This window comes from Ralstonia sp. UBA689, assembly GCF_002298975.1.
Taxonomy (GTDB): domain Bacteria; phylum Pseudomonadota; class Gammaproteobacteria; order Burkholderiales; family Burkholderiaceae; genus Ralstonia.
On record NZ_DBMV01000008.1, the window covers coordinates 59083 to 85553 of the forward strand.

Sequence of the window (26471 nt, forward strand, 5' to 3'; positions counted from 1 at the left end):
GTCAGACCCCCTGCATGCGGTTGGCCTGCTCCAGCGGCGAGAGCCCCGCCGCCTGCGCCGCCATGGCGCGTTCGCGCTCCAGATTGCGTTCGAGCTGCAGCTTGCCCGCGCGGTATTGCTTGGGCCACGGCATATCGAGGTAGCCGATGCGCGCGGCTTCGTTCAGCGTCCAGGCCGGGTTGGCCAGGTGCGGGCGCGCCACGGCGCACAGGTCGGCACGGCCGGCGGCGATGATGCTGTTGACATGATCCGCCTCGGAGATCGCGCCCACGGCGATGGTCGCGATGCCCGCTTCGTTGCGCACGCGGTCGGCAAACGGCGTCTGGAACATGCGGCCGTACACCGGCTGCTCCTTCTTGCTGACCTGGCCCGACGAGCAGTCGATCATGTCCGCCCCCGCTGCCTTGAAGATGCGCGCGATGGTCACCGCGTCGTCCGGCGTGATGCCGCCTTCCACCCAGTCGTGCGCGGAAATGCGCACCGACATCGGCTTGGTTTGCGGCCACACCTCGCGCACGGCGCGAAAGACTTCGAGCGGGAAGCGCAGCCGGTTCTCCAGCGAGCCGCCGTATTCATCATTGCGCTGGTTGGTCAGCGGCGAGATAAACGACGACAGCAGATAGCCGTGCGCGCAATGCAGCTCCAGCCAGTCGAAGCCGGCCACGGCAGCCAGCCGTGCGGAATGGACGAAATCATCGCGCACGCGGTCCATGTCTTCGCGCGTCATGGCGCGGGACCACTGGCTCACGCCATCCAGATACTGCTGTGGCGATGCCGAGATGAGCGGCCAGTTGCCGTCTTCCAACGGCAGGTCGATGCCTTCCCACGCCACGCGCGTTGAACCCTTCGCACCCGCGTGCCCCAACTGGACGCCGAGCTTCGCATCGCTGTTGGCGTGCACGAACCGGACGATGCGCGCCCAGCCTTCGCTTTGCGCCGTATCCCACAAACCCGGGCAGCCCGGGGTGATGCGCGCGTCTGGCGACACGCAAGTCATCTCGGCCATCACCAGCCCCGCACCGCCCATGGCGCGCGCGCCCAGATGTACGAGGTGGTAGTCGGCAGGCTGCCCGTCCACGCACGAGTACTGCGCCATCGGCGACACGACCACGCGGTTCTTGAGCGTCACGCCGCGCACGGTAAAGGGCGTGAACATCGGCGGCACCGGGCCATGCTCGGGCGCGCGGCGCGCACCGGCCTGCTCGGCAATCCAGTCTTCGAAAGATTCGAGATAGGCCTTGTCGCGCTGGCGCAGGTTTTCATGGCTGATGCGCTGGCTGCGCGTGAGCAGCGAATACGCGAACTGCTCGGTCGGCAAGTTGGCGTAGCGCGAAACGTTCTCGAACCACTCGGTCGAGTTGCGCGCGGCGTTCTGGATGCGCAGCACTTCCACGCTGCGCACGGCTTCGTAGTGTTCGAGCGCCCCCTTCAGGTCGCCCGGTTGCTGGCCGATGCAGCGCGCGAGCTCAATCGAATCTTCCAGTGCCAGCTTGGTGCCCGAGCCGATCGAGAAGTGCGCGGTGTGGGCGGCATCGCCCATCAACACGACCGGGGTGTTCTGCGCGTTGATGTGCACCCAATGCCGGCACACCACGCGTGGGAAGCGAATCCATTGCGCCGAGCCACGCAGGTGGCTCGCGTTGGACATCAGCTTGTGCCCGTCGAGGTACTTGGCGAACAGGCGCTCGCAGAAGGCGATGGCGTCTTCCTTCTCCATCGTCTCCAGACCGGCCTTTTGCCACACCTCTTCGGGCGTCTCGACGATGAAAGTAGAGGTGTTGTCGTCAAAGCGATAGGCGTGCGCCTGGAACCAGCCGTGCTCGGTTTCTTCAAAGGCGAACGTGAACGCCTCGAACAGCTTGTGCGTGCCGAGCCAGACAAAGCGGCAGCGGCGCGTATCGATATCGGGTTGATACGTGGCAGCGTACTTGGTGCGGATGCGGCTGTTCAGGCCGTCGCTGGCGATGATGAGATCGGCGTCGGCATAGGCGGTGTCATCCTGCACGTCGGTCTCGAAGACGAGCTTGACGCCCACTTCCTCGCAGCGCGCCTGCAGGATGTTGAGCAGCCGCTTGCGGCCAATGCCGCAGAAGCCGTGGCCGCCAGAGCGCACCACCTGGCCGCGGATGTGGACTTCAATGTCGTCCCAATGGTTGAAGGCGTCGAGGATCTGCGCGGCGCTCTTCGCATCGGCGCGCTGCAGGTTGCCCAGCGTCTGGTCGGAAAAGACCACGCCCCAGCCGAAGGTGTCATACGGCCGGTTGCGTTCGACCACCGTGACGTCGTGGGACGGATCCTGCAACTTCATCAGCAGGGCGAAATAGAGGCCAGCCGGCCCACCACCAATACAGACGATCTTCATGACGACTCCGCGTTCGATGCGTTATTACATTAGTCATGAATAGTTTAGTTGTAAAGTAATTTGCCGTAAGAGAGCCCCTGGGTTTACACCAGGGACATGCCGCCGGGTGCGCGCAAAGGCGCTTGCGGCACCGGTTACAGAAGACGCCGCCGGAAGAACGACAGGATCTCGTCGCGCGCGGCCAGCGTTGGCTCTCCCGCAGCATCGATCAGATGCGCGGTCACGACGCTATGCGGGCACCCCACGTGCTGCGCGAAGAACGGCGGCGGATTCGGATGGGCGGCGCCGTCGGGCAGCACCCGCGCCACGAAGCGATCACCCAGCGCCTCGGCATACGCCGCAAAGCGCTGCGCCCTGCAGAAGCGGTCGCCTGCGAACCGGTAGGCCAGCACGGTCAGGTCTTCCCGCTCCAGCCGCTGGCGCACGGCGGCGACTTCCTCCGACGCGATCTCGATCCCGCCCGGATCATTGAGCGGCAGCGACGGCTGGCACAGTACCGGCGCCAGCATGGCCGGCTCCAACATCATCGTGAGCGCGAAATTGCCGGTGAAGCACATGCCGATGGCGCCGACGCCGGCGCCACCACACTCCGCGTGCGCCAGTCGCGCCAACGCCCGCAGCCATTGCGTAACGGGGCTCGACTGGTTGGCCGCGAAGGCGCGGAACTCAGCACTGACGCAGGCGCGCCGGAAGACCTCCGCACCGGCATCCGCCTCTGGCACGGCACCGTCGCGCCCGAACAAAGACGGCATGTAGACCGTCAGGCCGGCATCGCGCACCCAGCGCGCGAACCGTGCAACGTGCGGGCTGATACCGGGCATCTCAGCCATGACGATCACGGCCGGGCCCGTGCCGGCCACGTAGACCGTTTTGGTCACACCTTCAAGCGTGATCTCGCGGCGCGCGAAGTCTTCGAGGTGATCGTTCATGGCGTGGGCTCCTGCCGAGGTTGATGAACCTCGGCAACCACATGCCGAAGGTGCACATAGCCGGATGCCTGGGCGAAGTCGGGCAGCGTCCACAGTGCGCCGTTGACACCCCACATGCCGTCGGCCACGTCATGCAGCATTACGGAAGTCACCAAACGCCGCCCGTCTCCGGCGGGCAAGGCTTGCGCGAAGGCATCGTGCATCCCCTGCACGAACAGCGCTCGGGCATGGGCATCCAGCACGCCAGCCGGCACGTAGGCGATCGCCATGCACGGCACGATCTGCGCAGAAACATCCACGCCGCCGCACGTCCACATCGCGGCACCCACCTCTTCGATCACGACCCAGGTCGAGAAGCGCTTGCGCGGGTCGTCCGGAATCTGCTCCGCATGCGCGGCAGCGGCGGCAACGCGCCGGGCAAGCTCTGCGCGCACGGCGCCTCCAAAGGTCTCTGCGGGAATCTTGACGACGATGTTCGGCATGCAGGCCACCTTGCGTGCGGTTGGAATGCCAGCATTGGACGCCTGTGGCCGCTACACTTCGAGTGTCGAATTTGACGTTTTTGAGGCGTTTTCGGTCATGGCGGATTTCACCATCCTGGTACTGTCCGGGGCCTATGCGACCAGCGTGGCCGCCACGCTGGATGTCCTGCATGCGGCGTCGATGCTGGCGCCACGCGTGAAGACGGCACGCCCGACGTGGCGCGTCCTGTCAGCAGATGGCCCCAGCGTGCGGTTGAGCAGCGGCATGCAGATCGACGCGACGGCGCTGCCAAAGCGGCCGCGCCCCGATGGCGGCACTTGGATCGTGCCGGGGTTGGGCATCGACGATGCCAGCGCAATCGCCGCGCGTCTGGGGCACGAAGATGCGCAGCGGGCATCGCGTGCCCTTGTCGCGCATGTCGCAGCGGGTGGCCAGGTGGCGGCATCTTGCTCAGCGGTCTTCCTGTTGCAGGCAGCGGGGTTGCTGCCGGGGCGCACGGTCACGACCTCGTGGTGGCTGGCGGCAACGCTGCGGCAGTTGGAACCCGCGTGCACGGTCGATGCCGACCGCATGGTCTGCGCAGACGGCCCCGTGAGCACCGCCGGCGCGGCTTTTGCGCAGACCGATCTGATGCTGCACCTGCTGCGCACGCGATTTGGCGTGGCGCTGGCCGATGCCGTCGGGCGCGTGCTGCTCATCGACGGGCGGCACGCGCAGGCCCCGTTTGTCGTGCCCGCCATGCTGGCCAACGGCAATGCGTTGATTGCCCGACTGGTGGGGCGCATCGAAACCGCATTGCCGAATCCGCCCAGCGTGCAGACGCTGGCCGAAGAATTCGCCATGTCGCCAAGAACGTTGTCGCGGCACGTGCGAGAGGCCACCGGCAAGAGCACCCTGGCGCTGGTCCAGAGCGTGCGGCTCAACCGCGCGCGCATGCTGATCGAGTCGAGCCGCCTGACCATCGAGAGCGTGGCCGAGGCGGTGGGCTATGAAGACGCCACCGCGCTCCGGCGCCTGATGCGCAAAGTGTCGGGCGCCAACCCGAGCCAGTATCGAACGGCATCCTAGGGTTACAGGCCGTTACACAAGCGTAGAGGCGGCTTTAATGCTCGCTTAAGACTCCGCTCCTAACCTGCGCACGTCGCACACCACCACCCGGATAGGAAAAACGCCATGTCCCCGCAAGAACTGCAAGCTTTGGAGACCTTCCTCGCCCAATTGACGCAGGCGCGCGCCGGGGCCAAGGACCCGCAGGCCGAAGCCCGCATTCTGGAAGCCGCGGCCCGCCAGCCGGACGCCGCCTATCTGCTGGTCCAGCGCGCCATGCTGCTCGACCAGGCGTTGGCATCGGCCCAGACGCAAATCGCCACGCTGCAGAACCAGTTGCAGGCCGCGCAGGCCGGCCGCAGCACGTCCTTTATGGACGCGGCCAACAACTGGGGCAGCCATGCCAGCAGCGCTGCGCCGAACCAGGGGTTCGCGCCGCAACAGGCAGCCCCCATGCCAATGCCTGCTGCAGCCCAGCCTGCACCGGCACAACCTGCCCGCTCGGGCTTTCTGAGTGGCGGCTTTGGCAGCACGCTCGGCAGCATTGCCACCACGGCGGCGGGCGTGGCCGGCGGCGCGTTCCTGTTCCAGGGCATCGAGAACCTGTTCCACCACAACAGCGGCGGTGGCTTCCTCGGTCAGCAACCGCTGATGGGCTCACCCACGGAAACGGTCATCAACAACTACTACGAAGGCAACAGCGGCAATAGCAATGGCAACACCGTCTCGCGCGGCGACAACCTCGGCCTGATCGACGATACGGACTTGAGCAGCAATGACTTCTCTGATGACGATTCGACGCTGATCTAGACAAACAAGAGATCCGTCGCCGATTCCTGGGGGGCTGATGATCCGCTGGCTGAATTCGGCTGCGGAGTCGTAGTCGTCAGTTCAGCACCTTTTCCTCGGAGCGCAACGTCAGGACCCGTACGCCGTTTTTGGTGACGGCTATGGTGTGCTCGAATTGCGCGGACAGTTGCCCATCGCGCGTGACGACCGTCCAGCCGTCTTCTTCGGTTCGGACGGCATGCCGTCCCTGGTTGATCATCGGTTCGATGGTGAACACCATGCCTTCGCGTAACACCAGACCCGTTTGCGGTTTCCCCCAATGCAGCACTTCGGGAGGCTCGTGCATTTCACGCCCGATGCCATGCCCGCAATATTCCCTGACGACTGAATAACCGTTTCTCCGAGCGTGTCGCTCGATGGCATGCCCCACATCTCCAAGCCTGGCGCCAGGACGCACTGCCCGGATTCCTTTCCACATCGCTTCGTAGGTCACTTGCACGAGGCGTTTGGCCAGCGGCGATACCTCTCCAACAAGATATGTTTTGCTGGAATCTGCGATATAGCCGTTCTTTTCTAACGTGATATCGAAGTTGACGATATCCCCACTTTGCAAGATCTCATCCGTGGATGGAACACCGTGGCAAACCACATGGTTGGTGGAAGCATTCAGGGCGTAGGCGTACCCGTACTGCCCTTTGCTTGCCGGGCGCGCGTTGAGCTCATTCACGATGAAGCTATCGACCAGATCGTTGACCAGCATGGTTGACATGCCGATCAAACTGAGCCGATCCAAATAGCCAAACACATCCGCCAGCAACTTGCCTGACTCCGCCAGCAATGCGATTTCCTCCGGTCGCTTGGTCATGTCGAAGCGACCTTGACCGCTTGTGGCACAACGCCGGCTGCTCGCAGTTCACAAGCAACGATCTCGTTGAAACTCTGTGTCGGATTCATTTCGCACAACAGGCCAATCTTGATCCAGAAGGCCGCTTGCGCGTTGATCGATCGACACGACACGACACTCGCTTTGCGTATCTGGTCGTGCAGGTCGTCGTCGATATTTACAATGCCCATGCTATTCCTTGTATATGAAACGTATATGAATCATATACACAGACCTACCGGCGAGGCAAGTCAAAGGCGTTTGCGCCATCAGTCGCCGACTGGGCGAGATGGCGTAGGAGTGGTCACGAAGACAGCCACGCGTTGCTGCGCTGGCTCATGACACTGTTCGTCGGCTGACGTCCACCTGATCCCCCCAAGCGATCACTGCTCGATCCATCCGCGCTCGCCCCTGCCTCCGACACCTGAAAGCGCGTTTCACATTACGGAATTTGCCCCGAACTTCCCCAGCACCGCCTTTTCGTTTCCTGAAAACGCATTTCGCATCGCAAAATTTACCGCCTATCTCATTGAAAAATAAAGAAAAACTAACTCTTATGTCTTATATAAGACCTTGCTGCGACGCATCAAGAACGCCCTACAATAAGTCCACGCTGCTTGCTTCGACATCCGTAGCCGCACACGCAACCCTTTCTTCTTAAACGCGCTTTCTTCCTAGGAAATTCACATGGCCCAGTATCAAGACGACATCAAGGCAGTTGCCGGTTTGAAAGAGAACCACGGCAGCGCATGGAACGCCATCAACCCCGAGTACGCTGCCCGCATGCGTGCCCAGAACAAGTTCAAGACGGGCCTGGACATCGCCAAGTACACCGCCAAGATCATGCGCGCCGACATGGCCGCCTACGATGCTGATCCGGCCAAGTACACGCAGTCCCTGGGTTGCTGGCACGGTTTCATCGGCCAGCAGAAGATGATCTCCATCAAGAAGCACTTCAAGAGCACCGAGCGCCGCTACCTGTACCTGTCAGGCTGGATGGTGGCCGCACTGCGCTCCGAGTTCGGCCCGCTGCCGGACCAGTCGATGCACGAGAAGACTTCCGTGAGCGCGCTGATTCGCGAGCTGTACACCTTCCTGCGCCAGGCCGACGCCCGTGAACTGGGCGGCCTGTTCCGCGAGCTGGACGCTGCCAAGGACGCCGCTGCCAAGGCCGCCATCCAGGAAAAGATCGACAACCACGTCACCCACGTCGTGCCCATCATCGCCGACATCGACGCTGGTTTCGGTAACGCCGAAGCAACGTACCTGCTGGCCAAGCAGTTCATCGAAGCGGGCGCATGCTGCATCCAGATCGAAAACCAGGTGTCGGACGAGAAGCAGTGCGGCCACCAGGACGGCAAGGTCACCGTGCCGCACGAAGACTTCCTCGCCAAGATTCGCGCCATTCGCTACGCGTTCCTGGAACTGGGCGTGGACGACGGCATCATCGTTGCCCGTACCGATTCGCTGGGCGCCGGCCTGACCAAGCAGATTGCCGTGACGAACACGCCGGGCGACCTGGGCGACCAATACAACGCGTTCCTCGACTGCGAAGAGCTGTCGGCCGACCAACTGGGCAACGGTGACGTCGTCATCAAGCGCGACGGCAAGCTGCTGCGTCCGAAGCGCCTGCCGAGCAACCTGTTCCAGTTCCGCGCTGGCACGGGCGAAGCACGCTGCGTGCTGGATTGCATCACCTCGCTGCAAAACGGCGCCGACCTGCTGTGGATCGAAACCGAAAAGCCGCACATCGGCCAGATCGGCGGCATGGTCAATGAAATCCGCAAGGTCATCCCGAACGCCAAGCTGGTGTACAACAACAGCCCGTCGTTCAACTGGACGCTGAACTTCCGTCAGCAGGTGTATGACGCAATGAAGGAAGCCGGCAAGGACGTGTCGGCCTACGAGCGCGGCCAACTGATGAGCGCCGAGTACGACGACAGCGAACTGGCCAAGATCGCCGACGAGAAGATCCGCACCTTCCAGGCCGATGCGTCGCGCGAAGCCGGTATCTTCCACCACCTGATCACGCTTCCGACGTACCACACCGCCGCGCTGTCGACCGACAACCTGGCCAAGGAATACTTCGGCGACCAGGGCATGCTGGGTTATGTGGCTGGCGTGCAGCGCAAGGAAATCCGTCAGGGCATCGCCTGCGTCAAGCACCAGAACATGTCGGGCTCGGACATCGGCGACGACCACAAGGAATACTTCAGCGGCGAAGCGGCGCTGAAGGCTGCAGGTAAAGACAACACCATGAACCAGTTCCACTGATCGCTGATTCACGGATACGGGTCATACCCAAAGCAGAACGCCAACCCATCGCGGGTTGGCGTTTTTTTTTCCGGCGAGATGGCTCACGAAGTTTTGCCATGCGAATGACCCGATATCCGCCGGCATGGCACCTATCGCTGCGCTGCCCCACTTCCAACAATGACCGGCCGGGCGGGCAGCTCTCGGGCGCTCCCTTGCTGGGCAGGAAAATGCTGACTGAGCAGCCCACCAATCGCTTCGATGCCCGCAAGCGCCCCACGCTTGAAGTCACCGGCCCTGAATGCGGCTTCCATGTCGCGGCAAACCGCTTCCCACTCGCCGGTAGATACGCGCGACGAGATACCTCGGTCGGCAATGATCTCAACGCACCGGTCGGCCAGCAGGACGTAGATCAGGACACCGTTGTTGTGCTCGGTATCCCAGACACGCAAGTGAGAAAAGACCTCCAGCGCTCGTTCTCGTGGTGTTCGCCGCGCGAGCAACGCGACCCAGCCAAGTGAGCCTTCGATGGCAAAGCACAGTTGCCCGGCATGTGTCGCCTCGCATTGGGTAATGGCCTCTTCGATGGCATGCAGGGTCTTGGCAGAAAAAGGCCGCCTGACATGCCGCTGTGGCATCACGAGGTGCTTGAGGTGCTTGAAGATACGCGCGGAGGTGTTCATCACCATTTCCCCGAGGCACCACCGCCGCCGAAACCGCCGCCGCCTCCACTAAAGCCGCCGCGCCCGGAACCGCCGCCTAAGCCTCCCCATCCGCCTCCGCTACGCCAGCCCATCGGCGTGCCACCCACAAGCGTGAAGAAGAGCGCGATGGCGCCTGCCATGAGTCCAACCAGGATGGCGCCAGACAAGAGCCAGCCAATGGCGCCAACAATGCCCCCAGCCACCACAGCGCCTGGGCCTCGCCCAAGAAACGCGCGCAACGCGCCACCCAGCACGACCGTGAGCACAAGGATCGCCGGCAACAGTTGGCGAATCGGTTCGGCCCCCGCATTGCGCCCTTGCCTGGGCGGAGATAGCGATTCACCGCGGATAACGCCGATGATGCGGTCCGCACCCACATCGATGCCCTCGTAGAAGTTGCCCGCCTTGAAGCGCGGAATGATGTCTTCTCGGATGATGCGGCTACTCATCGCATCGGTGAGCACGCCTTCGATTCCGTAGCCGACCTCGATGCGAACAGCGTGGTCATCCTTGGCAATGATGATCAAGGCTCCATCGTCCGCCCCCTTGCGCCCGAGCTTCCATAGCTCGACCACGCGAATCGAATACTGCTCGATGGATTCAGGCTGCGTTGTGGGGACGATCAGCACCCCGATCTGGCTTCCCTTTTCAGACTCGAACTGCTGGAGCTTCTGTTCGAGGCTTGCCTGTTGCTCCCGAGTCAGCGTACCGGTGAGGTCTGTCACGCGCGCCGTCAACGGAGGAACGGGAACATCGGCGAAAGCGCCGAACGCAAAAAGCACGGCTGCCAGCGCCATCAACCAACGCGCAAACCGGAGCGGGGTCATTTTCCGGTGCCTCCAGGGCTGCTCGCTGCGGGCCCGAAATCAACTTGCGGCGGCTTCGCGACAGTCGCCTCATTGTCCACCGAGAAGTTGGGCCTTTCCTTGTAGCCAAACACCATCGCGGTCAGGTTCGACGGGAACACCCGGACTGTGATGTTGTACGCCCGCACCGCCTGGATATACCGGTTCCGGGCAACCGCTATCCGGTTCTCGGTTCCCTCCAACTGCGACTGCAGGTCGCGAAATCCAGCATCCGCTTTCAACTGCGGATAGTTTTCTGAAACCGCCAACAACCGCGCAAGCGTCCCCGACAAATGCTGCTGGGCGGCCTGAAACCGCGCGAAGGCCTGCGGGTCGTTGAGCGTTTCCGGCGTGACCTGGATTGCTCCGACTCGGGCGCGCGCTTCCGTCACCTGCGTGAGCACTTCGCGCTCATGGCTGGCGTAGCCCCTGACCGTGTTCACGAGGTTCGGCACCAGGTCTGCCCGACGCTGGTATTGGTTCACGACCTCGGACCAGCTTGCCTTGACCTGCTCATCCTGAAGTTGAATCGTGTTGTAGCCGCAGCCGGACAACCCAAGGGTGGTCAGCGCCAGTAGAAACAGCCAAAGACGAGTCATCAGTGCCTCCTTTTGCTTGCTGCCCAGACAGCGAATGGCTTGGTGCTCTTACGCTTCATCCTAGGTCGCGCGCTCACCACTTCAGTTGATGCTCATCAAGCCCAAAACCAGCTCGCCGCGCCCTGCGGGCCTCGGGTTGGTTGATGCGAGTCAACTTCCACAATTTCCGCAGGCCAATACTGAAAGAGGACGTCGGTGCGCGGTTGCGCCGGCAAGTCAAAGTCTTCAGCGTTCCCGTTATTGGAGAGACGAATGGGAACCCCATGGCTACGACCAGCAAGGCGAGCCGCAGCGGACGCTCTCCCGTTCAGAATGACGGCTAACTGCGTAAATCGGCCCGTCGCACAACACGTCGGTGGTATGCATCAAAGGCTGCGCAGACAGGCATCGTCCCCGTTGGTTGCTCTCCCATGAATCATGCAAAATGCTCGGCATCTGAGATGCGGAGGCTGGCCCGTGGGGATCAACTTTGACTTGACGGACTTGCAGGCGTTTCGCGCGGTGGTGGAGCTGGGCAGCTTCCGGAAGGCCGCCGAGGCGATCAGCATTTCGCAGCCTGCGTTGAGCCGTCGGATCGACAAGCTCGAAGACGCGCTCGGCGTGCCGCTGTTCGAACGCACCACGCGTAGCGTCACCCTCACCACCGTCGGCCGCGTGTTTGCCCGCAGCGCGGAGCAACTGCTCGATGATCTCGACGTCGCGCTGCTCGGCATCCGCGACATCTCATCGAGCCGCCTGGGCCACGTGACCATCGCGTGCGTGCCTTCGGTGGCGTACTACTTTCTGCCGAACCTCATTGCGAGCTATCACCGCCGCTTTCCGCGCATCCGGGTCAAGCTGCTAGATGCAAGCGCGAACGAGGTGCTTGGTGCGGTCATCAGCGGCGAGGCTGATTTTGGTGTGAGCTTCATGGGCAGCCAGGAGCCCGAGATCGAGTTCAAGATGCTGCTGCAGGAGCGGTTTGTTGCGGCCTGCCGGCGCGACCACCCGCTCGCGAGCAAGAAGCGCGTGACGTGGAGCGAGCTTTACGAGCACGACTATGTTTCGGTGGACAAGACTTCCGGAAACCGCCTGTTGCTCGACCAGGCGCTGTCGGCCGTTGCGCCGCGCGTGCCGAGCATATGCGAGACGCGACATGTGACGACCATGCTTGGGTTGGTTGAGGCGGGGCTAGGCGTCGCGGCGGTGCCGTCGATGGCCATGCCGGGGCAGGACCACCCCGTCCTCACGAGCGTGCCGCTCGTCGAACCGGTCGTGAAGCGGCGCGTGGGAATCATCAAGCGGCGCGGGCGTCCGCTGACACCGGCGGCGGAGGAATTTCACCGGATGATCCTTGAAGCAAAGCGCGGCGGCGTATCAAGCGATGCATAGCAAGGCCGCTTGACCGGCCACGCGCGGCCCTACCTCAATGCGCAGGCACGGAATCGAGCCCGGTCGATTTCACGTCTGCTTGCACCTCGGGAGAAGCGAGGTAGTCGAGAAGCGCCTTCGCTTCTTTCGGATGCTGTGCGCCGACGGGGATGCCCGCTGCAAAGCGAGTGACAGACTGCAGCGACTCCGGAATCTTCCCGACGAAGGTTGCACCCTGTACCGGCAGCAGCTCGCTGACCTGCTGGAAGCCGATTTCATAGTCGCCGTTGGCCACCACCGACGCCACCGGAATGCGCGGGATCATCTTCGCCTTCTGTTTGACCTGCTCTTCAATGCCGAGCTTCTTGAACAGCTCACGCTCGATATAGACGCCGCTTGCGCTGTCCGAGTAGGCGATCGACTTCGCATGCAGCAGCACTTGCTTAAGGCCCTCTGCCGAGCTGATGTCGGGTTTCGCCGCACCTTCGCGCACGACCATGCCGATGCGCGAGTCGGCGAGTTCAACCCGCGACGCGGGATTGACCTTGCCTTGCTTGATCAGCTCGTCCAGTGCGTAGCCGACCATGATGAGGGCGTCCGCCGGTTCGGCACGCGCGAGCCGGTTCGGAATCGCTTCGGGCGACTTGCCCATCGACGGCCCGAGCGCGGTGTTGAGCGTGTCGCCCGTCTGCGACGCGAACTTCGGCCCGAGAAGTTTGTAGGCGGCGGTGAAACCGCCAGAGCTCATGACGTGCAGTTCGGCGGCCTGGACGTTGGCTGCCACTACCGAGGTTGCGACGAGCGCGGCTGCGCAGAGTTTCAGAAGCAGAGTCTTCATGGTGATGGTCGTGCAGGGTCATACGTGTTCGTGAACATGCGGGATGCGGGATGCGCAATCCGCCATGCATCAATGCGCCGGAGCCAGCGTCACTGCGCGGCGACGATACAGCGCGAAGGTCGCCAGGAGCGCACACACAGCGGCAAAGCTCATCCAGTAGCCTGGCGCCGCCTTGTCGCCGCTCATGTGGATGGCCGCTGTCGAGATTGCGGGGGTAAAGCCGCCAAACACCGCCGTCGCAAGGCTATAGGCAAGCGAGAAGCCGGCAACGCGCACCTGCACGGGCATCACTTCGGTAAGCGCGACGACCATCGCGCCGTTGTAGATGCCGTACATGAACGACAGCCACAGCAGCACGAGCAGCATGTTCTGGAAGCTTGGCGCGTGGGCGAGCAGCGAAAGCGCCGGATATGCGGTGGCGATGGTGAGCAGCGTCATCCCGACCAGCAGCGGCCGGCGGCCGATCCTGTCGGAAAGCGCACCGCCAATCGGCAGCCACACGAAGTTCGACACGCCCACGCACAGCGTGACGAGCAGGCTGTCGGCGGTGCTCAAATGCAGGACCGTCTTGCCGAACGTCGGCGCATACACCGTGATGAGGTAGAAGCTCGTGGTGGTCATGGCCACCAGCATCATGCCGGCGATAACGACGGCCCAGTTTTGAACCAGCGTGCTGAATACGTCCTTCATGCTCGGGCGATGCTGGCGCGCCTTGAACTCCTGCGTTTCCTCAAGATTTCGGCGCAGCATGAAGATGAACGGCACGATCATGCAGCCGACGAAAAACGGCACGCGCCATCCCCATGCGGCGATGGCCGGTGCGCTCAGCCATTGGTTGAGCACGAACCCCAGGCCCGCCGCCACCACGATCGCCACCTGCTGGCTGGCAGACTGCCAACTCGTGAAGAAACCCTTGCGGCCAGGCGTGGCCATCTCGGCCAGATAGACCGACACGCCACCCAGCTCGGCGCCCGCCGAGAAGCCCTGCAGCAGGCGTCCGACAAGAACGAGCGCGGGTGCCAGAAGCCCGATCGTGGCGTAGCCGGGGACGAACGCGATCAGCACGGTCCCGCTTGCCATGATGGACAGCGTGACGATCAGGCCCTTGCGGCGGCCAACATCGTCGATGTATGCGCCAAGCACGATCGCGCCCAACGGCCGCATCAGGAAGCCCGCACCGAAGACGGCGAACGTCATCATCAACGAGGCGAATTCGCTCTCGGTGGGAAAGAAGACGTTGGCGATCTGCGTGGCGTAGAAGCCGAACAGGAAGAAGTCGAACTGTTCCAGGAAATTCCCGGCGGTGACGCGGAAGACCGCAGCGGCCTTTGAATGCCCGGTCGAAAGGCTGGACGGGGGGTGCATCGAGGTGTCTCCTGGAAGCCAAAAAAGAACACGCCGTGGAGCGGCGCTTGTCGTTTTGGCAATGTTCGCCGGGAGACGGAAGAACGAAAAGTGCAAGTTTCGGAACGATTGATGTTCATTAGTTATCAATCGAAGTCCGTCGACGTCGCAGCGTCCTTGCGGTGCGAGCATGTGGCGGCGGTCATCACAGCCCACGGCCGCATCATGAAGTCGCACTGTGATGCGATAGCGTGTGTGCCCATATTGCGTCTGCGGCTTGGGTGATCGCCAGTTCTCAAGACGCAGCAATTGCAACACTTGCGGGACGAGGTGAACGTGGGCACCGGGTCAATAAGCGACGTTTGATTTCCCCAGATCCGACAAACACCCGAACAAAAATGGCCGGCCCCCGAACGACATCGAAACACTCACGTCAATCGCATCGATGGGCCTTTCACAAATGCCGGCGCGTTGGGGCGTGCAATGGTGCTGACCTCCCCGGCCCGACGCCGAGGAAGGGTAAGGATGTCGTTCTTCTTATGTGAGTGGTTGAGAACCGGTTACAGCCTGCGTGCCCGTATCACCGACAGCGGATTCCAGTTGGCTGGGTCCGGCTGACTCCCCTCTAGGGTCAAGCAGATGTAAGCGCCGATAGCATCGAGAAACCCCGCGCGATATTCCTTGCACTGCTCGCCAACATCGTTTTCAAGCACCTCGCGCAACTCCGATGGCCGAAACAACCGATAGCGGGCCAGAGTGAGTTGCTTGTCGAGCAGGAATTCTCGCGCGGCGAGTGCGCCGAGTTCGTAGTTGCTGCGCGGTGGGGATGGGAAGGATGCGGGGCGGTGCCCGCTTGTGACTCCGGTCATGGAACCTCCTGTGAGACAAGAGAGAGGCCCGACCATTCGCTGCTACACGAGGGTGGCGGGCCCGACGACAGGGGTAGCAGACCGGCCTCACAGGAAACCGGCAGACCCGAAGGTCTCCCTGCCCGGCCCGCCATAGAAACAATAGGCGTGCACAAGCTCCGGATGAAAAAAGCCGCGTGGCAGCGGCGATCCGGCCTGTGAGAAAGAGACGGGCTGCTACACCCGGCTGCCGTTGGTGCGGCAGCGGAAGCAATTATAGCGATGAGGGCTGGAGGAAAAATCCGATTCTTGATTCGCGATGTTCGGCGGCCGATGGGCGCTGCTCCACTCTCAAACACTCGGGCGTCACCGTCGGAGGGTCAAGCCTGAGCCTCCGACACTGAAGCCTCACTCTTTGCGCGCCGCGTTCGACGCTCTGACACTCGATCTCGACGGTCCGAGAGTCAATGTCCACCGTCGAACAGGTCGAATGACACTGTCAAAGCGTCGCGCTCGGCTCTCTGACATTCAAATTTTCAAGGTTTGAGAGTCGCGTTCCAGCCTCTGACATTCGAACGCGACGGTCTGAGGGCTCGCGCTCGACTGTCTGCCTGTCGAGCTTGACAGTCTGAGCTTCAAAATTTCGACCTGCGACTGCCGCGCTTCGCAGTTCAGGTGTCGAGTGCGCGGCTCGGGCCGTCAAGTGTCAGTCTTTAAGGTTGAAGCGCCGCGCTCAGAGCTTCACGCATCGAGGTCTGAGGTCTATGCACAAGGCGCTCGCGGTCGCGCGCCGCAGTCCGGCTGCCAAGCTTCTTTGCAGGTTGAGCATTGCCACCTCGGAGCGCGCCTGCGAGCGCATGTCTGACTCATAACTGGCACTGGGTGGCGGCTTGATGAGCGCGGCGCTGGAGGGGTGTGCCTTCCTCAAGGTGGCCGGCCAAGGCGGGGGGTTGGATACGGCGCGCAAGACGTTGTCTGCGTGGTTTAGCCGGAGTGCTTCGAGGAAGAAGAAGGAAGGGGCGGCGGTGGCATGAGTTGACCGGTTGCCGTCGTCTGTAGCAAGAAAACCGCCTCGATGGCTTTCTTGTTCCCTGCGGTGCGCATGGCGGTCTCATATCGGCCAAAAGCCGTCTGTCGAGGCTGCCAGCATTTCCATGACACTCATGGGCAACACATGCGTAGAAATTACGGGTGACGCAATTTGAAAGCACTGGGTCGGGATGACTCGAGCTCATCTAGACACGTGCCACCTCAAACCTCAACGTTTCGACGGGTTCGACGGTCGTCTGGATAGGCCCGGAACTAGGGCGTGGGACTACAGGCTGCCGTGAGATTCAGGGCTAGCATATTGGCAAGACACACTTTGGGTCGGGCATTGACGATGTGGCCCAATGCAGTGCGGGGTACGTGAGTCGAACCTTCGATGATCAAATCATGGACCCCGACATTTGCAAAGCGCTGATCCTCATGCATGCATCTTCCGGCCTCGTCGATCATCCCCTGGTGCATTGCAGGCTCGACGTAGCCCAATAGGCCCACGACGCCGTTGGTCTCGTAGGGGTCCACTGCACGAATGAAGCAACCAAAGCCTTCTTCGCCAAGCAGCTCATCGGCAACGCTGGTGGCTTGCCGGATGATCTTGGCCTCCATGGCAAACTGTAGCTGCAGCGCGGGTTCCGTTGGGAAAAACACCAAGTCGGGGCGCTTGGAACTGGATCCCGTAGCGACGTCGCTCGGGGCCGTGTAATCAGCAATCACGCAAGCAATCCCGACGGTCGGCCCTTGGAACACCGGCGCAAGGCGACCTCGTCTTTCGAGGAGGTGCTGTGCTTCCATTGACAAGTGCGCAGTGATGGCAGTCTCCGCGATGTTGGCTGGTTTTGCAGTCGATTTCCTGCGTGTCGTGGTAGCCCCTCGTACACCGCAGAATTGGTTCCAACGGGCTGGCTGCGCCAAGATTTGATGCGCTGATAGGAGCAGCTCGTAGCATTGAGAGACAAACCGTGCCACAGGCACCGCTCGATACGGGTTGGCACCGGTGGCAATCAGCGACTGACGGAGTGTGTCGTAGAAGTCGTCGGGCAGTTTCATTGAGCCGCCAGCAAAAGATTCATCACCCGCAGTGCGTCGCCATACGCTCGGTCAAGCGAGAAATACAGGCTTCCCGCTGGTTTGACGACAAAAATCGTCCGCTCGCCCTTCGACCAAGATACATGCGCGGAGTCGTAGAACTGGAAGGCGACCTCGTTGGTAGCTGGGGGACTTGGTAGCGGCTCAGCCACCTCGATGCAGATTCCGGCGGAGGCATTGAGGACCGGCAGGGCTCTGCAGCCCGAAAAGAGCGGACCAAATCCGCCACGTAGAGATGATTTCATCACCGCCACATAGTCGTCGGGCACCTCATCGATGCGGGCATTTGCGCCTGAAGGCACAATTCCATTTTCGAACTGGAGGCGGGTGTTCAGATAGTCCTTCATAGCTGCCGCGACATCTTTGACTTGCATCGCCGCCATAAAATCTTCGTCGTCGCCGTCTGCGGGCTCCTGTCGAAGGAAATACCCAGGCAATGGCACTACGACCTGGTCTAGGTCACGCCGCTCCAAACGAGTGCGGTCAACCTGCCACAAGCGTCCGAAAAGTGCGTACTGAAACCGGGCGAGGTCACTCATTAGGAATCGCCCGAGCTTGGCCAGTACGGATCGGCGTTTGCTTGCCGAGAGCTTGCTCGATGTGTCCTTCCAGTGGATCACATTCATCGACGAGTTGACCGCAAGGGGAAAGTCGACAGCGATGGCTTGGGCTAAGCTCCGAGACACCATCAGCCGCTCGCCTTGAAACTTCGCACGATGCTGAGAACTGCATTGTTCTAGTCGGCTTTGGAGTAACCGCTTGGGATGCCATTCCAGCGTTGCGAACCCATCACCGCACTGCGCAAAATCGCCTGTCCCGCAGATTTCACTCGGATCCAAGAGCGTCCGGGCCGGCGTGCTGCCACCCGCTGACACTAGCCCGAGGCTCGCTAGTAGCTTGCCAAAGGTAGTCGCCGTACCTGCGGCAACTGCTTGGCGCAGCCTGTTCTTCGTGGCGCGATCTAGTGGGCGCAATGCGTACGCGTCGAAGACCCGGTCTGCACTGGCAAATACGAACGTACTCGGCATCCACTGCACATCCGAGCAATCGACAGTCAGCGTCCACATTGCCTTGGGCATGAAGGGCTGAGTCCACAGCGCTGGCGCGTAGAACGCAGTCCTGCTGGCATGGTTTACCTCAGACTTGGACACGAACAGCAATGCCGCTGGGTATACCGCATTCTCAAAGAGATGGCGGCGCCAATGGGACAGGCTAACGATGGCCAAGACGTGAAACGCTCGGCCCAGAGCGGGAAGAAAAGTCTTCGCCGAAGGACTGGAAATGGACTTGGACGGCATGACCAAGCCAAGCACGCCGCCGGCACCAAGGTAACGCCTCAGGCTTTGCCAGGTGATGTACTCCGAAGCCTCGTCCCCATCGACCGGGTCGTCGCCGTCAACTGTGCAGGTCGTGACCTTTGAGAGTGGCTTCCATGGTGGGTTGCCCGCTATGCACGTAAACTCGATTCCCGGGAAGTGCCGGTCTTCGCTGAAGAAATCTGCGACCTTGATGTTGGATCCGATGAGAGAGGGGAATACCCTCGGTCGGCGTTTTTCGGTGACGATAGACGACAGCTCTGCCGGATCCGCGTACTCCAACAGATTTAGATAAAGGCTGAAAGCGGCAACTGCTGCTGCCGACGGCGCTTTCTCGACGCCGAAGATGCACTGCACTAGGATAGTGCGCAACTCCTCCATGGGCAGGCGTTGTTGACGGCGCTCCAAGAGTACACGCTCGATGATGCGGCGATATGCTGCGACCAGAAAGACACCGGAACCTGCTGTTGGGTCCAAGACGCGGGAGTGGGTAGAGAACTCGCGTTCGTCGTCAATGCGGTTGACGATGAAGTCAACCAGGAATGGAGGCGTATAGACCACCCCATCCTCGCGCGCACTTACGGGACTCTCGCTCCTCAGAAATTCCTCATAGACAGCTGAAAGCGTCTCAATCTGGATCGCTGTCAGATCGATCAGGAACAACTCAGTCTGCTCGCCGCCCTTGTGTAGCGTCGTGCCTGCGCGCAGGTAGTCGATGACGAGATCGAGATGTTGCTGCTGGACCTTGAGTCGATCTTTGGCGTCGAGTAAAAACACTGCGCCGTTGAAGATATCGTCGATCTGGTCCTGCAGCGCCCAAAATTGACGGAGTTCAATTTTCGGTCGCGCGCTTTGCTCCGCATGGTAGTCGACCACAAGCCCATGAGCCCATCCGCTCGGCACGATCCCGCGATCCAATAAGAGGAACGTGTACAGTACGCGACCGATAAGCCGGTTGGCAATTGATGCCTCCAGTCTGTCATTGGCGGTGGTGGCAGCTAGCCGCTGATGCAGGTGTTCCAAAGCACGGAGCAGGCGCTTATCCACCGTTCCAGCAGCATGTAGCCTGAAATCCTTCCACTGCAGCGAAGAGCGTAGTTTCACCGCAGAAAAATCGCTGAGCGCGGAGCCCTCCCCATCTTTTCGAACCTTGTCAGCCGCGACAACGCGGACGAGGTCGGACCAACTTCCATCGGGCGCAAAATCGAAGCCGGGACAGATGACGAAGCCTTCCGGGATGGCGACGATGAGCCAAGGTGCCAAACCTTGGCTCCACACCCACCGATGATGATCACGTGCCTCGACAAGGCTGCTCGCTTCGGCAAGATAGACAATAGGTACGAATCGACCCCGAGCGCGATCGCCAAATCCAGGCTCCCATGCCCCGAAGCAGGCTTTTAGGCGGATGGCGCTTGCAGCGGCATGCAAGGCATTGGAGCTACCTACCGCACGTGTGAAGTCGTCCGAGCTTAATAACAGTCCCGGATCGTGCTCGTAGGCAAGAGCGCTGACCAACTGATCAATCGCAGTGCTCATGGTTGGTCCCCACCATTGAGCTTCTTGGTGGAATCTTCGCTTTGGACGGCATCGCTGCTTTTGCTACGCCGCTTGATGTGCTTTTTAGCTGATGTCGGGGCGACCTGTACGGGACCGAACATGTCGAGTTGCTCAACGTTGCCGTCTGCAGAAACAGTTTGCGGAAAGACGCCAAAGCTCCCAAGTAGTTCGGGAGCGTTTGCACCGCGATCGACAGTTTCTCCTAGAAGGATGGCGATGATGGCGTAGTTGCGAGGGACCTCGCCCAATTTCGAATAGTTCGATACCGAGGCTGGACGTACACCTAGATACGCCGCGAAGTCATTGATGGTCATCCCGGCTTTGCCGAGATGGCGACGAAACTCCGCGTAGAGCACATATCCTCCAGAATTTTTCTCAGGATTTTATGAGAACCCCTCCCGCTTGGAAAGCAGAAAATTAATTCTGAACTTTCCGCGATTGCGATTTTGGGAAAATTCAACTGAGTGTTCGCTTTTCATCGGAGCGAGCGTCCGCTCAGGGTCGATCAGCGACATTTGATTTCCCAAAATTCGGCGCCCCTCCAAACAAAAAGGGCCAGCACCCTCCGGAACCGGCCCCTCTCCTTTGCGAAACGCAGCGCCAATCAACCCGCCTGACGCAGCGCAGGCGTTTCTTCCCCACGCTTGCCAAGCAGCAACTGCACCACCACCGCCACAACAATGTTGAACGCCAGCGCCGTCAACCCCGTATAGATGGTGTAGCTGCCACCGCCAATCACGAACGTGTGCACAGGCTTGATGCCGTCGGCAAACGCCAGCCAACTGCCGCTGATCAGGCCCGCTGCCCAGCCGGCCAGCAGCGCCGGCGCGCGGAAGCGGTTGGAGAAGTTGAACAGCCCGAACACCACCGACGGGAAGGTCTGCACGATCCACACACCACCCAGCAGTTGCAAGTCCAGTGCGAACTTGGTCGGCAGGAACAGGATGAACACCAGCGCGCCCGCCTTGACGATCAGCGAGATCACCTTGGCCACCTTTTCCTGGCCGGCTGCGGTGATGTCCGGCGCCACGTACGGCTTCCAGAAGTTGCGCGTGAACAGGTTGGCCGCGCCAATCGACATGACCGCCGCCGGCACCAGCGCGCCGATGGCGATGGCCGCAAACGCAAACCCCGTGAACCAGCTCGGGAACAGCGCGTTGAACAGTGCCGGCACCACGTCGTTGTTGTTGGTGACCTTGATGCCTGCGGCGTAGGCCATGAAGCCCAGCAGCGCAATCAGCCCCAGCAGCACCGTATAGGCCGGCAGAAACACGGCGTTCTTGCGGATGGTGTCCGCACTGCGCGCGGCAAAGATGCCAGTGAGCGTATGCGGATACATGAACGCCGCCAGCGCCGAGCCAATCGCCAGCGTGGCAAACGGCAGGAACTGCGACGACTTGAGCGTCAGGCCCGTCGCCCCGCCCTTCACGGCAAACGCGTCATGCGCATGCGCAAACACCGCCCCGTAGCCGCCCAGCTTGGCCGGCACCAGCACCACCGCCACCAGCACCACGATGTAGATCATGATGTCTTTGACGAAGGCGATGAGTGCCGGCGCACGCAGGCCAGCGGAGTACGTGTACAGCGCCAGGATGACGAAGGCCGCCGCCAGTGGCAGCTCGCCCGTCAGGCCCAGTGCCTTGATGACGACCTCCATGCCGATGAGCTGCAGCGCGATGTACGGCATCGTCGCCACCACACCCGTGAGCGCCACCGCAAACTCCAGCGAGCGCGAGCCATAGCGGCCATAGACGGCATCCGCCGCGGTCACGTGGCCGTTGGCATGCGCCACCTTCCACAGCTTGGGCATGATCATGAACACGATCGGATACACCAGGATGGTGTACGGCAGCGCAAAGAAGCCATACGCGCCCACGGCATACACGAGTGCCGGCACGGCGATCACCGTGTAGGCGGTGTAGAAATCGCCGCCGACCAGGAACCACGTGATCCAGGTGCCGAAGTTGCGGCCGCCCAGGCCCCATTCATCAATGTGCGCGCCCTTGTTGGATTCACCACGCTGCCAGCGCGAGGCGATGAAGCCCAGCACCGTCACCAGCGCGAAGAAGAAGATGAAGATGACTAGCGCAGTCCAGTTGATCTGTCCGTCCATCATTCTTCCCCTTTGCCCTGGCCGCTCTTGAAGACGATCCAGATCAGCAGCGAGGTGATCGGCACCCACATGAACTGATACCAGTAGAAGAACGGGAAGCCGAAGAGCATCGGCGTTTCCTGGTTGTAGAACGGCACCCACAGCAGGCCGATGAATGGCAGTGCAAGCAGGAACTTCATGAGTTGTCTCCTGATGTTCGAGGGACTTCAGTTGTTGTTGTGAACCGGTGAGGCGCCACGCAAGATGCGTGACCGGTCGGATGTCGGGCGGAACGCTTTGCCGTCTTTGTTGTTATCCGGCGCACTGTGATCGCGCCACCCTCGGAAGGCCATCCGCACCTGTACGCAGCAACCACACGTAGCACTACTTAACAAGCCTAGGCTTTTCGCATGAAATAACCAATCGCTAAGATTGGCGCGGCTTTCCTAGGGTTTTCACGAATTCCAGCGTTGCTCCATAGCCATCGGATACGTGAGAAAAACGCGCAAGCCCATTGCCGCGTCGCTTGCCATCAAGCAAAGCGGGGAGCCACCGGTGGCGCCAGGGCTCCCCGTCGTGAATCCCGCAGTGCAGCAGAACCCACGGTGTGACCGGGGGTATTCATATTCGTACTGCACGCTTCGCCCGCCGCGTTACCGGTTCCAGCCCACCCGCAGCTTGCCGTCGACGTCGCGCGGGCGGCCTTTGATGCTGACCTGGGCGCCCACGCTGGCACAGGACGATGCCGCGCACGACGGCAACAACCTGGCGTCATCGTGTGTCGCCGGGGCAACGGAGTTGATGTCCCAACCGTTCGGGCCGAAGTGCGCCCATCAGGATTCAACCCATGCACAGCATGCTCAGGCAGATTCGCGCATGCACAGCCGTATCTGGCAGGCGATTTCCGGCTGCTTTCACTCGGTTTGAATGCGCTGATTTAAAGCGCCTGACAGCATGTGAGCGCCCGCTTTATTGAATGGTGCAGCGATATCCATTAACCCACGCAAACGCTTCAATACCCAAACTGCATCACCATGCAAATCGTTTGCACGTTGGCCACAAAGCAAGGCGCCATCGGTGTTTGCACGTAGTCACCGGTCGAAGTACGAACACCATTGATTTAGAGGTAAACCTCAAAATCTCGCCTCGCTTTAAAATTTTTTTCAATCTGAGTACAAAAATATTTATAAGGTAGTTCCAACGTACCTATCGATCCCACTTCGCCCGGCATTCCCCTCGCCGGGTTTTTTTTTGGGCATCCGCATTTCGCGGTTGATGCGGACGAATTTTGCTGCATCGCAGAAATTGGATACCGTTGACTGCGTTGCTCGACGGGCACATTTCGACCCATCGCTGACGTTGGCGCGAGCGCCCAAAGGGAGTCAACCGGCACCACTGGAGTGGAGCGTGAGCGCGAGCCGCTTCCTCAATCTAGAAACTCCAGACAATGCCCGCCCGCAACGTGCGCGGCTCTGCCGGATGGATATGGTGGTCATTGACGCCGGTTGCAGCGCCGTTGGCATCGAGCGGCGACGTTTCACCCTTGAGCAAGGAAGCGTAGTAGTAGTCGATGTCGTTCACCCTCTTGTTGAGCGCGTTCAGCACCTCGACGAATACGCGCACGTTTTTCTGAACGCGGTAGCCGAGCTTCAGGTTAACCAGGAACGACGACGCTGAGCGCACGCTGTTGTCTTCCACCAGCGGGCGGGGGCCGAAGTAGCGCAGGCGCGCGCCTAGCGTCCAGCGATCGCGCGTCCACGACACGCCGGCCGATGCAGTGGTCTGGATCGCCTCAGGGATGTAATCGCCCACCGGACCACTGTCCCGAAAGCGTGCGCGCGAGAAGGCCGCATCCGCATCAAGAATCAGCTCGGACAGCGGCGTGTAGTACGCCGCCAGCTCCACGCCCATGCGCCGGCTTGGGCGGTTTGGCTCGGTGGTGCCGCTGTCGCCCGAGAAGACCAGCTCGGAACCAATGTCCAACCGCCATAGCGATGCAGACAACTGCAGGTTGGGAGCAAGCGCGCGCGTACGCATCCCGATCTCGTAGCCGGTGGCGGGCACCAGTGCCCGCACCTTCTGCACCGTGTCGCCGCTCAGGGGGTCGACCATGGTGGTCGCACCGCGCATGTCGTTGCTGTGGTAGCCGCGGCCCCAGTTCATGAACACATCGGTGCGTGCCGTGGGCGAGAGCACCACGCTCAGCTTGGGGCTGAGGATGTGGTCCGACCCGTTGCCCGAATTGAGCGGGTTGCTGCTGGCAACGCTGTACCAGAGCTGGTCTGCACGCACACCGGCAATGGTGCGCAGCCATGGCAGCCACTGCGTGCTGTTGCGCGCGTAGAGCGCGGTGCTGGTTTCGTTCACGGTGTCGCTGCGCACCAGCGCGTAGGGCTGTCGCGCCTGGGTGTTATAGAGGCGGACCGGATCCAGCCGGTCGAAACGCGTTTGCGAGCCGACTTCCGTTTCGCTTTCGCGCCCGGCCAGCGAACCGAGCCACGTGCGTGACACGTTCACGCCGGTGGTCATGCGGTTTTCGAACTGTTCGAACTGGTCGCCTTGCTCAGGGTTGCCAAGCGCATAGGTGAAGTTGGAGAACAACTGCAACCGGCTCTTGATGACATACGCGTTGGCCTTGAGTTGACCGTCGACCAGCGGCCGCAACCAGTCGGCAGCCAGGCTGTAGCGCGACGCCGTGCCACCATCGGTCGGGTCAACGGCGCCAAAGCGCGAGATGAGTCCATCGTTGATGGCGCGCAGCGGTACCTGGTCGGTCGACTGCCACGCGCTCTTGTACGCCATCCCCGTCATGCTGATGCGCTCGCCTCCGCCCAGCGGCAACGTATAGCGCAGCACGCCATTGAGCTTGTGTACGCCTTCGGGCACTGTCCACGGGCCGTTCTCGCCCAGCCATTCGGCGCCGTAAAGCAGCGTGCCGGGGCCGACGGTGCTGGAGTTGGCCAGCAGGCCGCGCCGGTAGTTGTGCTCACCCAGTTCGATCTGCGCGATGCCTTGCGGCAGGCGATCGACGTAGTCCATGTGCACCGCGCCAGCGGCGGAGAAATCGCCTTCTTCCGCAAAGTAAGTTCCTTTCTTGTAGGCAATGCCGCTGACCAGTTCCGGAATGACAAAGTTGAGGTCGGTATAGCCTTGGCCGTGCGCATGGGTACGCATGTTGACGGGCATGCCGGCCACGGTGGTGGACAGGTCGGTTCCGTGATCGAGGTTGAAGCCGCGCAGAAAGTATTGGTTGGCTTTGCCGTCGCCGCTGTGCTGGGTGACGATCAGACCCGGCACGGTCTCCAGCAGCTCACCCGGCCGCAGCAGAGGGCGGTTCTCCAATTGGGTGCGCGGCACATAGCCCTGGTTGGCGGCCTCACCCGTGGCCATTGCAGCGGCTGCAGAACCGCTAACGGTGGCTGCCTCCAATTGCACCTCGGGCTGCTGCACGCCGCCTGCATGGGCAACGCCTGAATGCACCAGGGCATAGCCCAGTCCCCACAGCGCCCCGATTGAGCACACCTGACTCGCACGCATCCACCCACTCCCTGACTCTTGATCTTTGTGTATGAAGATTTACGCAAACTTCATACCAACATGCAGATCGAGCATTGCGTGCCTGCCGGGCGGTGGGCTCAATGCGGGTGATGGTGATGGCCGTGACGTCCGTGGCCGTCTTCACCCGATTCGCCGGAGGTCATGATCAGGTTGAGCTGGCCTTGCTTGACGCCGCGCTCGCTGCTGATGGCATCGGCCAGGTGGCGGACTGCCTTGGCGGGACCGCGCAGGATCACGGTCTCGATGCAGTGCTTGTCATCGAGATGAGCATGCATGGTGGACACCGTCAGGCCGTGGTGAGCGTGCTGAATGCGCGTCAGCCGCTCGGCCAACTCACGCTCGTGGTGGTTATAGATGTAGGACAGGTTGGCCACGCAGGGCCCGTCTTCATCGCGCGACTCTCGCCAGCGGTCCAGATGAACACGCAGGATGTCACGGACCGCTTCCGAGCGGTTGGCATAGCCATGCTCAGTCATCAGCCGATCAAATTCAGCAGCGAGGGCATCGTCCAGGGAGATCGTGAAGCGTTCCATATTGGGGCGGC

At 61.5% G+C, this 26471-nt stretch carries 23 protein-coding genes; 5 read left to right on the forward strand and 18 right to left on the reverse strand.

Translation table 11 applies throughout. The features are described 5' to 3' along the window. Window position 1: 1 nt before the first annotated feature. From B4F51_RS03715 to B4F51_RS03725, 3 genes are all read right to left on the reverse strand, one after another. The gene (locus tag B4F51_RS03715; RefSeq protein WP_296223739.1) at window positions 2-2362 is read right to left on the reverse strand and encodes a bifunctional salicylyl-CoA 5-hydroxylase/oxidoreductase; all 2361 of its coding nucleotides are present in this window, start codon (window positions 2360-2362) and stop codon (window positions 2-4) included. A gap of 134 nt (window positions 2363-2496) precedes the next feature. Then, window positions 2497-3291: a dienelactone hydrolase family protein gene (locus B4F51_RS03720; protein WP_296223740.1), complete on the reverse strand. Its 795-nt coding sequence runs from the start codon at window positions 3289-3291 to the stop codon at window positions 2497-2499. Continuing rightward, complete coding sequence (locus B4F51_RS03725) at window positions 3288-3773, reverse strand: tautomerase (RefSeq protein WP_296223741.1); 486 nt, start codon at window positions 3771-3773, stop codon at window positions 3288-3290. The genes B4F51_RS03720 and B4F51_RS03725 overlap by 4 nt, the downstream gene beginning before the upstream one ends. 97 nt (window positions 3774-3870) lie before the next feature. Between B4F51_RS03725 and B4F51_RS03730 the strand changes: the two genes are divergently transcribed. Together B4F51_RS03730 and B4F51_RS03735 are read left to right on the forward strand one after the other, a co-directional pair. Continuing rightward, window positions 3871-4842 (forward strand): GlxA family transcriptional regulator, encoded by a 972-nt coding sequence (locus B4F51_RS03730; RefSeq protein ID WP_296223742.1) that lies wholly within the window; start codon window positions 3871-3873, stop codon window positions 4840-4842. 105 nt (window positions 4843-4947) lie between these two features. Beyond that, window positions 4948-5631: a DUF2076 domain-containing protein gene (locus B4F51_RS03735; RefSeq protein ID WP_296223743.1), complete on the forward strand. Its 684-nt coding sequence runs from the start codon at window positions 4948-4950 to the stop codon at window positions 5629-5631. A 76-nt stretch (window positions 5632-5707) separates the two neighbouring features. Here B4F51_RS03735 and map read toward each other — a convergent pair whose 3' ends face one another. Continuing rightward, the gene (gene map, locus B4F51_RS03740) at window positions 5708-6475 is read right to left on the reverse strand and encodes a type I methionyl aminopeptidase (protein ID WP_296223744.1); all 768 of its coding nucleotides are present in this window, start codon (window positions 6473-6475) and stop codon (window positions 5708-5710) included. After that, complete coding sequence (locus tag B4F51_RS03745; protein WP_296223745.1) at window positions 6472-6684, reverse strand: ParD-like family protein; 213 nt, start codon at window positions 6682-6684, stop codon at window positions 6472-6474. The genes map and B4F51_RS03745 overlap by 4 nt, the downstream gene beginning before the upstream one ends. Window positions 6685-7180: 496 nt before the next feature. Here B4F51_RS03745 and B4F51_RS03750 point away from each other — a divergent pair, with 496 nt between their 5' ends. Beyond that, a complete protein-coding gene (locus tag B4F51_RS03750) occupies window positions 7181-8767 on the forward strand; it encodes an isocitrate lyase (RefSeq protein ID WP_296223746.1) in 1587 nt (528 codons plus the stop codon). Between the two features lie 131 nt (window positions 8768-8898). Here the strand turns inward: B4F51_RS03750 and B4F51_RS03755 are convergent, their stop codons facing one another. From B4F51_RS03755 to B4F51_RS03765, 3 genes are read right to left on the reverse strand one after another with little or no spacing between them, the layout of a single operon-like run. Beyond that, window positions 8899-9435, reverse strand: a complete 537-nt coding sequence (locus tag B4F51_RS03755) for a TPM domain-containing protein (protein WP_414706668.1) — start codon at window positions 9433-9435, stop codon at window positions 8899-8901. Continuing rightward, window positions 9429-10277, reverse strand: a complete 849-nt coding sequence (locus tag B4F51_RS03760; RefSeq protein ID WP_296223748.1) for a TPM domain-containing protein — start codon at window positions 10275-10277, stop codon at window positions 9429-9431. The genes B4F51_RS03755 and B4F51_RS03760 overlap by 7 nt, the downstream gene beginning before the upstream one ends. After that, on the reverse strand, window positions 10274-10894 hold the full coding sequence (locus B4F51_RS03765) for a LemA family protein (protein WP_296223749.1): 621 nt from the start codon (window positions 10892-10894) through the stop codon (window positions 10274-10276). The genes B4F51_RS03760 and B4F51_RS03765 overlap by 4 nt, the downstream gene beginning before the upstream one ends. Before the next feature lie 456 nt (window positions 10895-11350). On the opposite strand from B4F51_RS03765, the gene B4F51_RS03770 reads away from it, so the two are divergent. Then, on the forward strand, window positions 11351-12265 hold the full coding sequence (locus tag B4F51_RS03770; protein WP_296223750.1) for a LysR family transcriptional regulator: 915 nt from the start codon (window positions 11351-11353) through the stop codon (window positions 12263-12265). Window positions 12266-12299: 34 nt separating this feature from the next. Here B4F51_RS03770 and B4F51_RS03775 read toward each other — a convergent pair whose 3' ends face one another. From B4F51_RS03775 to B4F51_RS03810, 8 genes are all read right to left on the reverse strand, one after another. After that, window positions 12300-13082: a substrate-binding domain-containing protein gene (locus B4F51_RS03775; RefSeq protein WP_296223751.1), complete on the reverse strand. Its 783-nt coding sequence runs from the start codon at window positions 13080-13082 to the stop codon at window positions 12300-12302. A 69-nt stretch (window positions 13083-13151) separates the two neighbouring features. Beyond that, a complete protein-coding gene (locus tag B4F51_RS03780; protein ID WP_296223752.1) occupies window positions 13152-14447 on the reverse strand; it encodes an MFS transporter in 1296 nt (431 codons plus the stop codon). Between the two features lie 539 nt (window positions 14448-14986). Continuing rightward, window positions 14987-15295 carry a hypothetical protein gene (locus B4F51_RS03785; protein ID WP_296223753.1) on the reverse strand — a complete coding sequence of 103 codons (309 nt, stop codon included), beginning with the start codon at window positions 15293-15295 and terminating at the stop codon, window positions 14987-14989. Between the two features lie 1281 nt (window positions 15296-16576). Continuing rightward, window positions 16577-17365, reverse strand: a complete 789-nt coding sequence (locus B4F51_RS03790; RefSeq protein WP_296223754.1) for a hypothetical protein — start codon at window positions 17363-17365, stop codon at window positions 16577-16579. Further along, entirely contained in the window at window positions 17362-20256 is a 2895-nt protein-coding gene (locus B4F51_RS03795; RefSeq protein ID WP_296223755.1) for an HsdM family class I SAM-dependent methyltransferase, read from the reverse strand. Before B4F51_RS03795 ends, B4F51_RS03790 begins: the two co-directional genes overlap by 4 nt. Next, window positions 20253-20633 (reverse strand): hypothetical protein, encoded by a 381-nt coding sequence (locus B4F51_RS03800; RefSeq protein ID WP_296223756.1) that lies wholly within the window; start codon window positions 20631-20633, stop codon window positions 20253-20255. Before B4F51_RS03800 ends, B4F51_RS03795 begins: the two co-directional genes overlap by 4 nt. Before the next feature lie 248 nt (window positions 20634-20881). Further along, the gene (mctP, locus tag B4F51_RS03805) at window positions 20882-22390 is read right to left on the reverse strand and encodes a monocarboxylate uptake permease MctP (protein WP_296223757.1); all 1509 of its coding nucleotides are present in this window, start codon (window positions 22388-22390) and stop codon (window positions 20882-20884) included. Then, a complete protein-coding gene (locus B4F51_RS03810) occupies window positions 22390-22569 on the reverse strand; it encodes a DUF3311 domain-containing protein (protein WP_296223758.1) in 180 nt (59 codons plus the stop codon). Before B4F51_RS03810 ends, mctP begins: the two co-directional genes overlap by 1 nt. Window positions 22570-23077: 508 nt before the next feature. On the opposite strand from B4F51_RS03810, the gene B4F51_RS03815 reads away from it, so the two are divergent. Then, window positions 23078-23296 (forward strand): hypothetical protein, encoded by a 219-nt coding sequence (locus B4F51_RS03815; protein ID WP_296223759.1) that lies wholly within the window; start codon window positions 23078-23080, stop codon window positions 23294-23296. A gap of 504 nt (window positions 23297-23800) precedes the next feature. Here the strand turns inward: B4F51_RS03815 and B4F51_RS03820 are convergent. Then, window positions 23801-25906, reverse strand: coding sequence for a TonB-dependent receptor (locus tag B4F51_RS03820; protein WP_296223760.1), 2106 nt, complete (start codon window positions 25904-25906; stop codon window positions 23801-23803). A gap of 98 nt (window positions 25907-26004) precedes the next feature. After that, complete coding sequence (nikR, locus tag B4F51_RS03825) at window positions 26005-26460, reverse strand: nickel-responsive transcriptional regulator NikR (protein WP_296223761.1); 456 nt, start codon at window positions 26458-26460, stop codon at window positions 26005-26007. Window positions 26461-26471 lie beyond the last annotated feature (11 nt).

Bases quoted from the DNA above. Each gene is read 5' to 3' on its own strand.
- B4F51_RS03715 (WP_296223739.1), bottom strand. From the start codon at position 2,362: ATGAAGATCGTCTGTATTGGTGGTGGGCCGGCTGGCCTCTATTTCGCC.
- B4F51_RS03720 (WP_296223740.1), bottom strand. From the start codon at position 3,291: ATGAACGATCACCTCGAAGACTTCGCGCGCCGCGAGATCACGCTTGAA.
- B4F51_RS03725 (WP_296223741.1), bottom strand. From the start codon at position 3,773: ATGCCGAACATCGTCGTCAAGATTCCCGCAGAGACCTTTGGAGGCGCC.
- B4F51_RS03730 (WP_296223742.1), top strand. From the start codon at position 3,871: ATGGCGGATTTCACCATCCTGGTACTGTCCGGGGCCTATGCGACCAGC.
- B4F51_RS03735 (WP_296223743.1), top strand. From the start codon at position 4,948: ATGTCCCCGCAAGAACTGCAAGCTTTGGAGACCTTCCTCGCCCAATTG.
- map (WP_296223744.1), bottom strand. From the start codon at position 6,475: ATGACCAAGCGACCGGAGGAAATCGCATTGCTGGCGGAGTCAGGCAAG.
- B4F51_RS03745 (WP_296223745.1), bottom strand. From the start codon at position 6,684: ATGGGCATTGTAAATATCGACGACGACCTGCACGACCAGATACGCAAA.
- B4F51_RS03750 (WP_296223746.1), top strand. From the start codon at position 7,181: ATGGCCCAGTATCAAGACGACATCAAGGCAGTTGCCGGTTTGAAAGAG.
- B4F51_RS03755 (WP_414706668.1), bottom strand. From the start codon at position 9,435: ATGGTGATGAACACCTCCGCGCGTATCTTCAAGCACCTCAAGCACCTC.
- B4F51_RS03760 (WP_296223748.1), bottom strand. From the start codon at position 10,277: ATGACCCCGCTCCGGTTTGCGCGTTGGTTGATGGCGCTGGCAGCCGTG.
- B4F51_RS03765 (WP_296223749.1), bottom strand. From the start codon at position 10,894: ATGACTCGTCTTTGGCTGTTTCTACTGGCGCTGACCACCCTTGGGTTG.
- B4F51_RS03775 (WP_296223751.1), bottom strand. From the start codon at position 13,082: ATGAAGACTCTGCTTCTGAAACTCTGCGCAGCCGCGCTCGTCGCAACC.
- B4F51_RS03780 (WP_296223752.1), bottom strand. From the start codon at position 14,447: ATGCACCCCCCGTCCAGCCTTTCGACCGGGCATTCAAAGGCCGCTGCG.
- B4F51_RS03785 (WP_296223753.1), bottom strand. From the start codon at position 15,295: ATGACCGGAGTCACAAGCGGGCACCGCCCCGCATCCTTCCCATCCCCA.
- B4F51_RS03790 (WP_296223754.1), bottom strand. From the start codon at position 17,365: ATGAAACTGCCCGACGACTTCTACGACACACTCCGTCAGTCGCTGATT.
- B4F51_RS03795 (WP_296223755.1), bottom strand. From the start codon at position 20,256: ATGAGCACTGCGATTGATCAGTTGGTCAGCGCTCTTGCCTACGAGCAC.
- mctP (WP_296223757.1), bottom strand. From the start codon at position 22,390: ATGGACGGACAGATCAACTGGACTGCGCTAGTCATCTTCATCTTCTTC.
- B4F51_RS03810 (WP_296223758.1), bottom strand. From the start codon at position 22,569: ATGAAGTTCCTGCTTGCACTGCCATTCATCGGCCTGCTGTGGGTGCCG.
- B4F51_RS03815 (WP_296223759.1), top strand. From the start codon at position 23,078: ATGCTGACCTGGGCGCCCACGCTGGCACAGGACGATGCCGCGCACGAC.
- B4F51_RS03820 (WP_296223760.1), bottom strand. From the start codon at position 25,906: ATGCGTGCGAGTCAGGTGTGCTCAATCGGGGCGCTGTGGGGACTGGGC.
- nikR (WP_296223761.1), bottom strand. From the start codon at position 26,460: ATGGAACGCTTCACGATCTCCCTGGACGATGCCCTCGCTGCTGAATTT.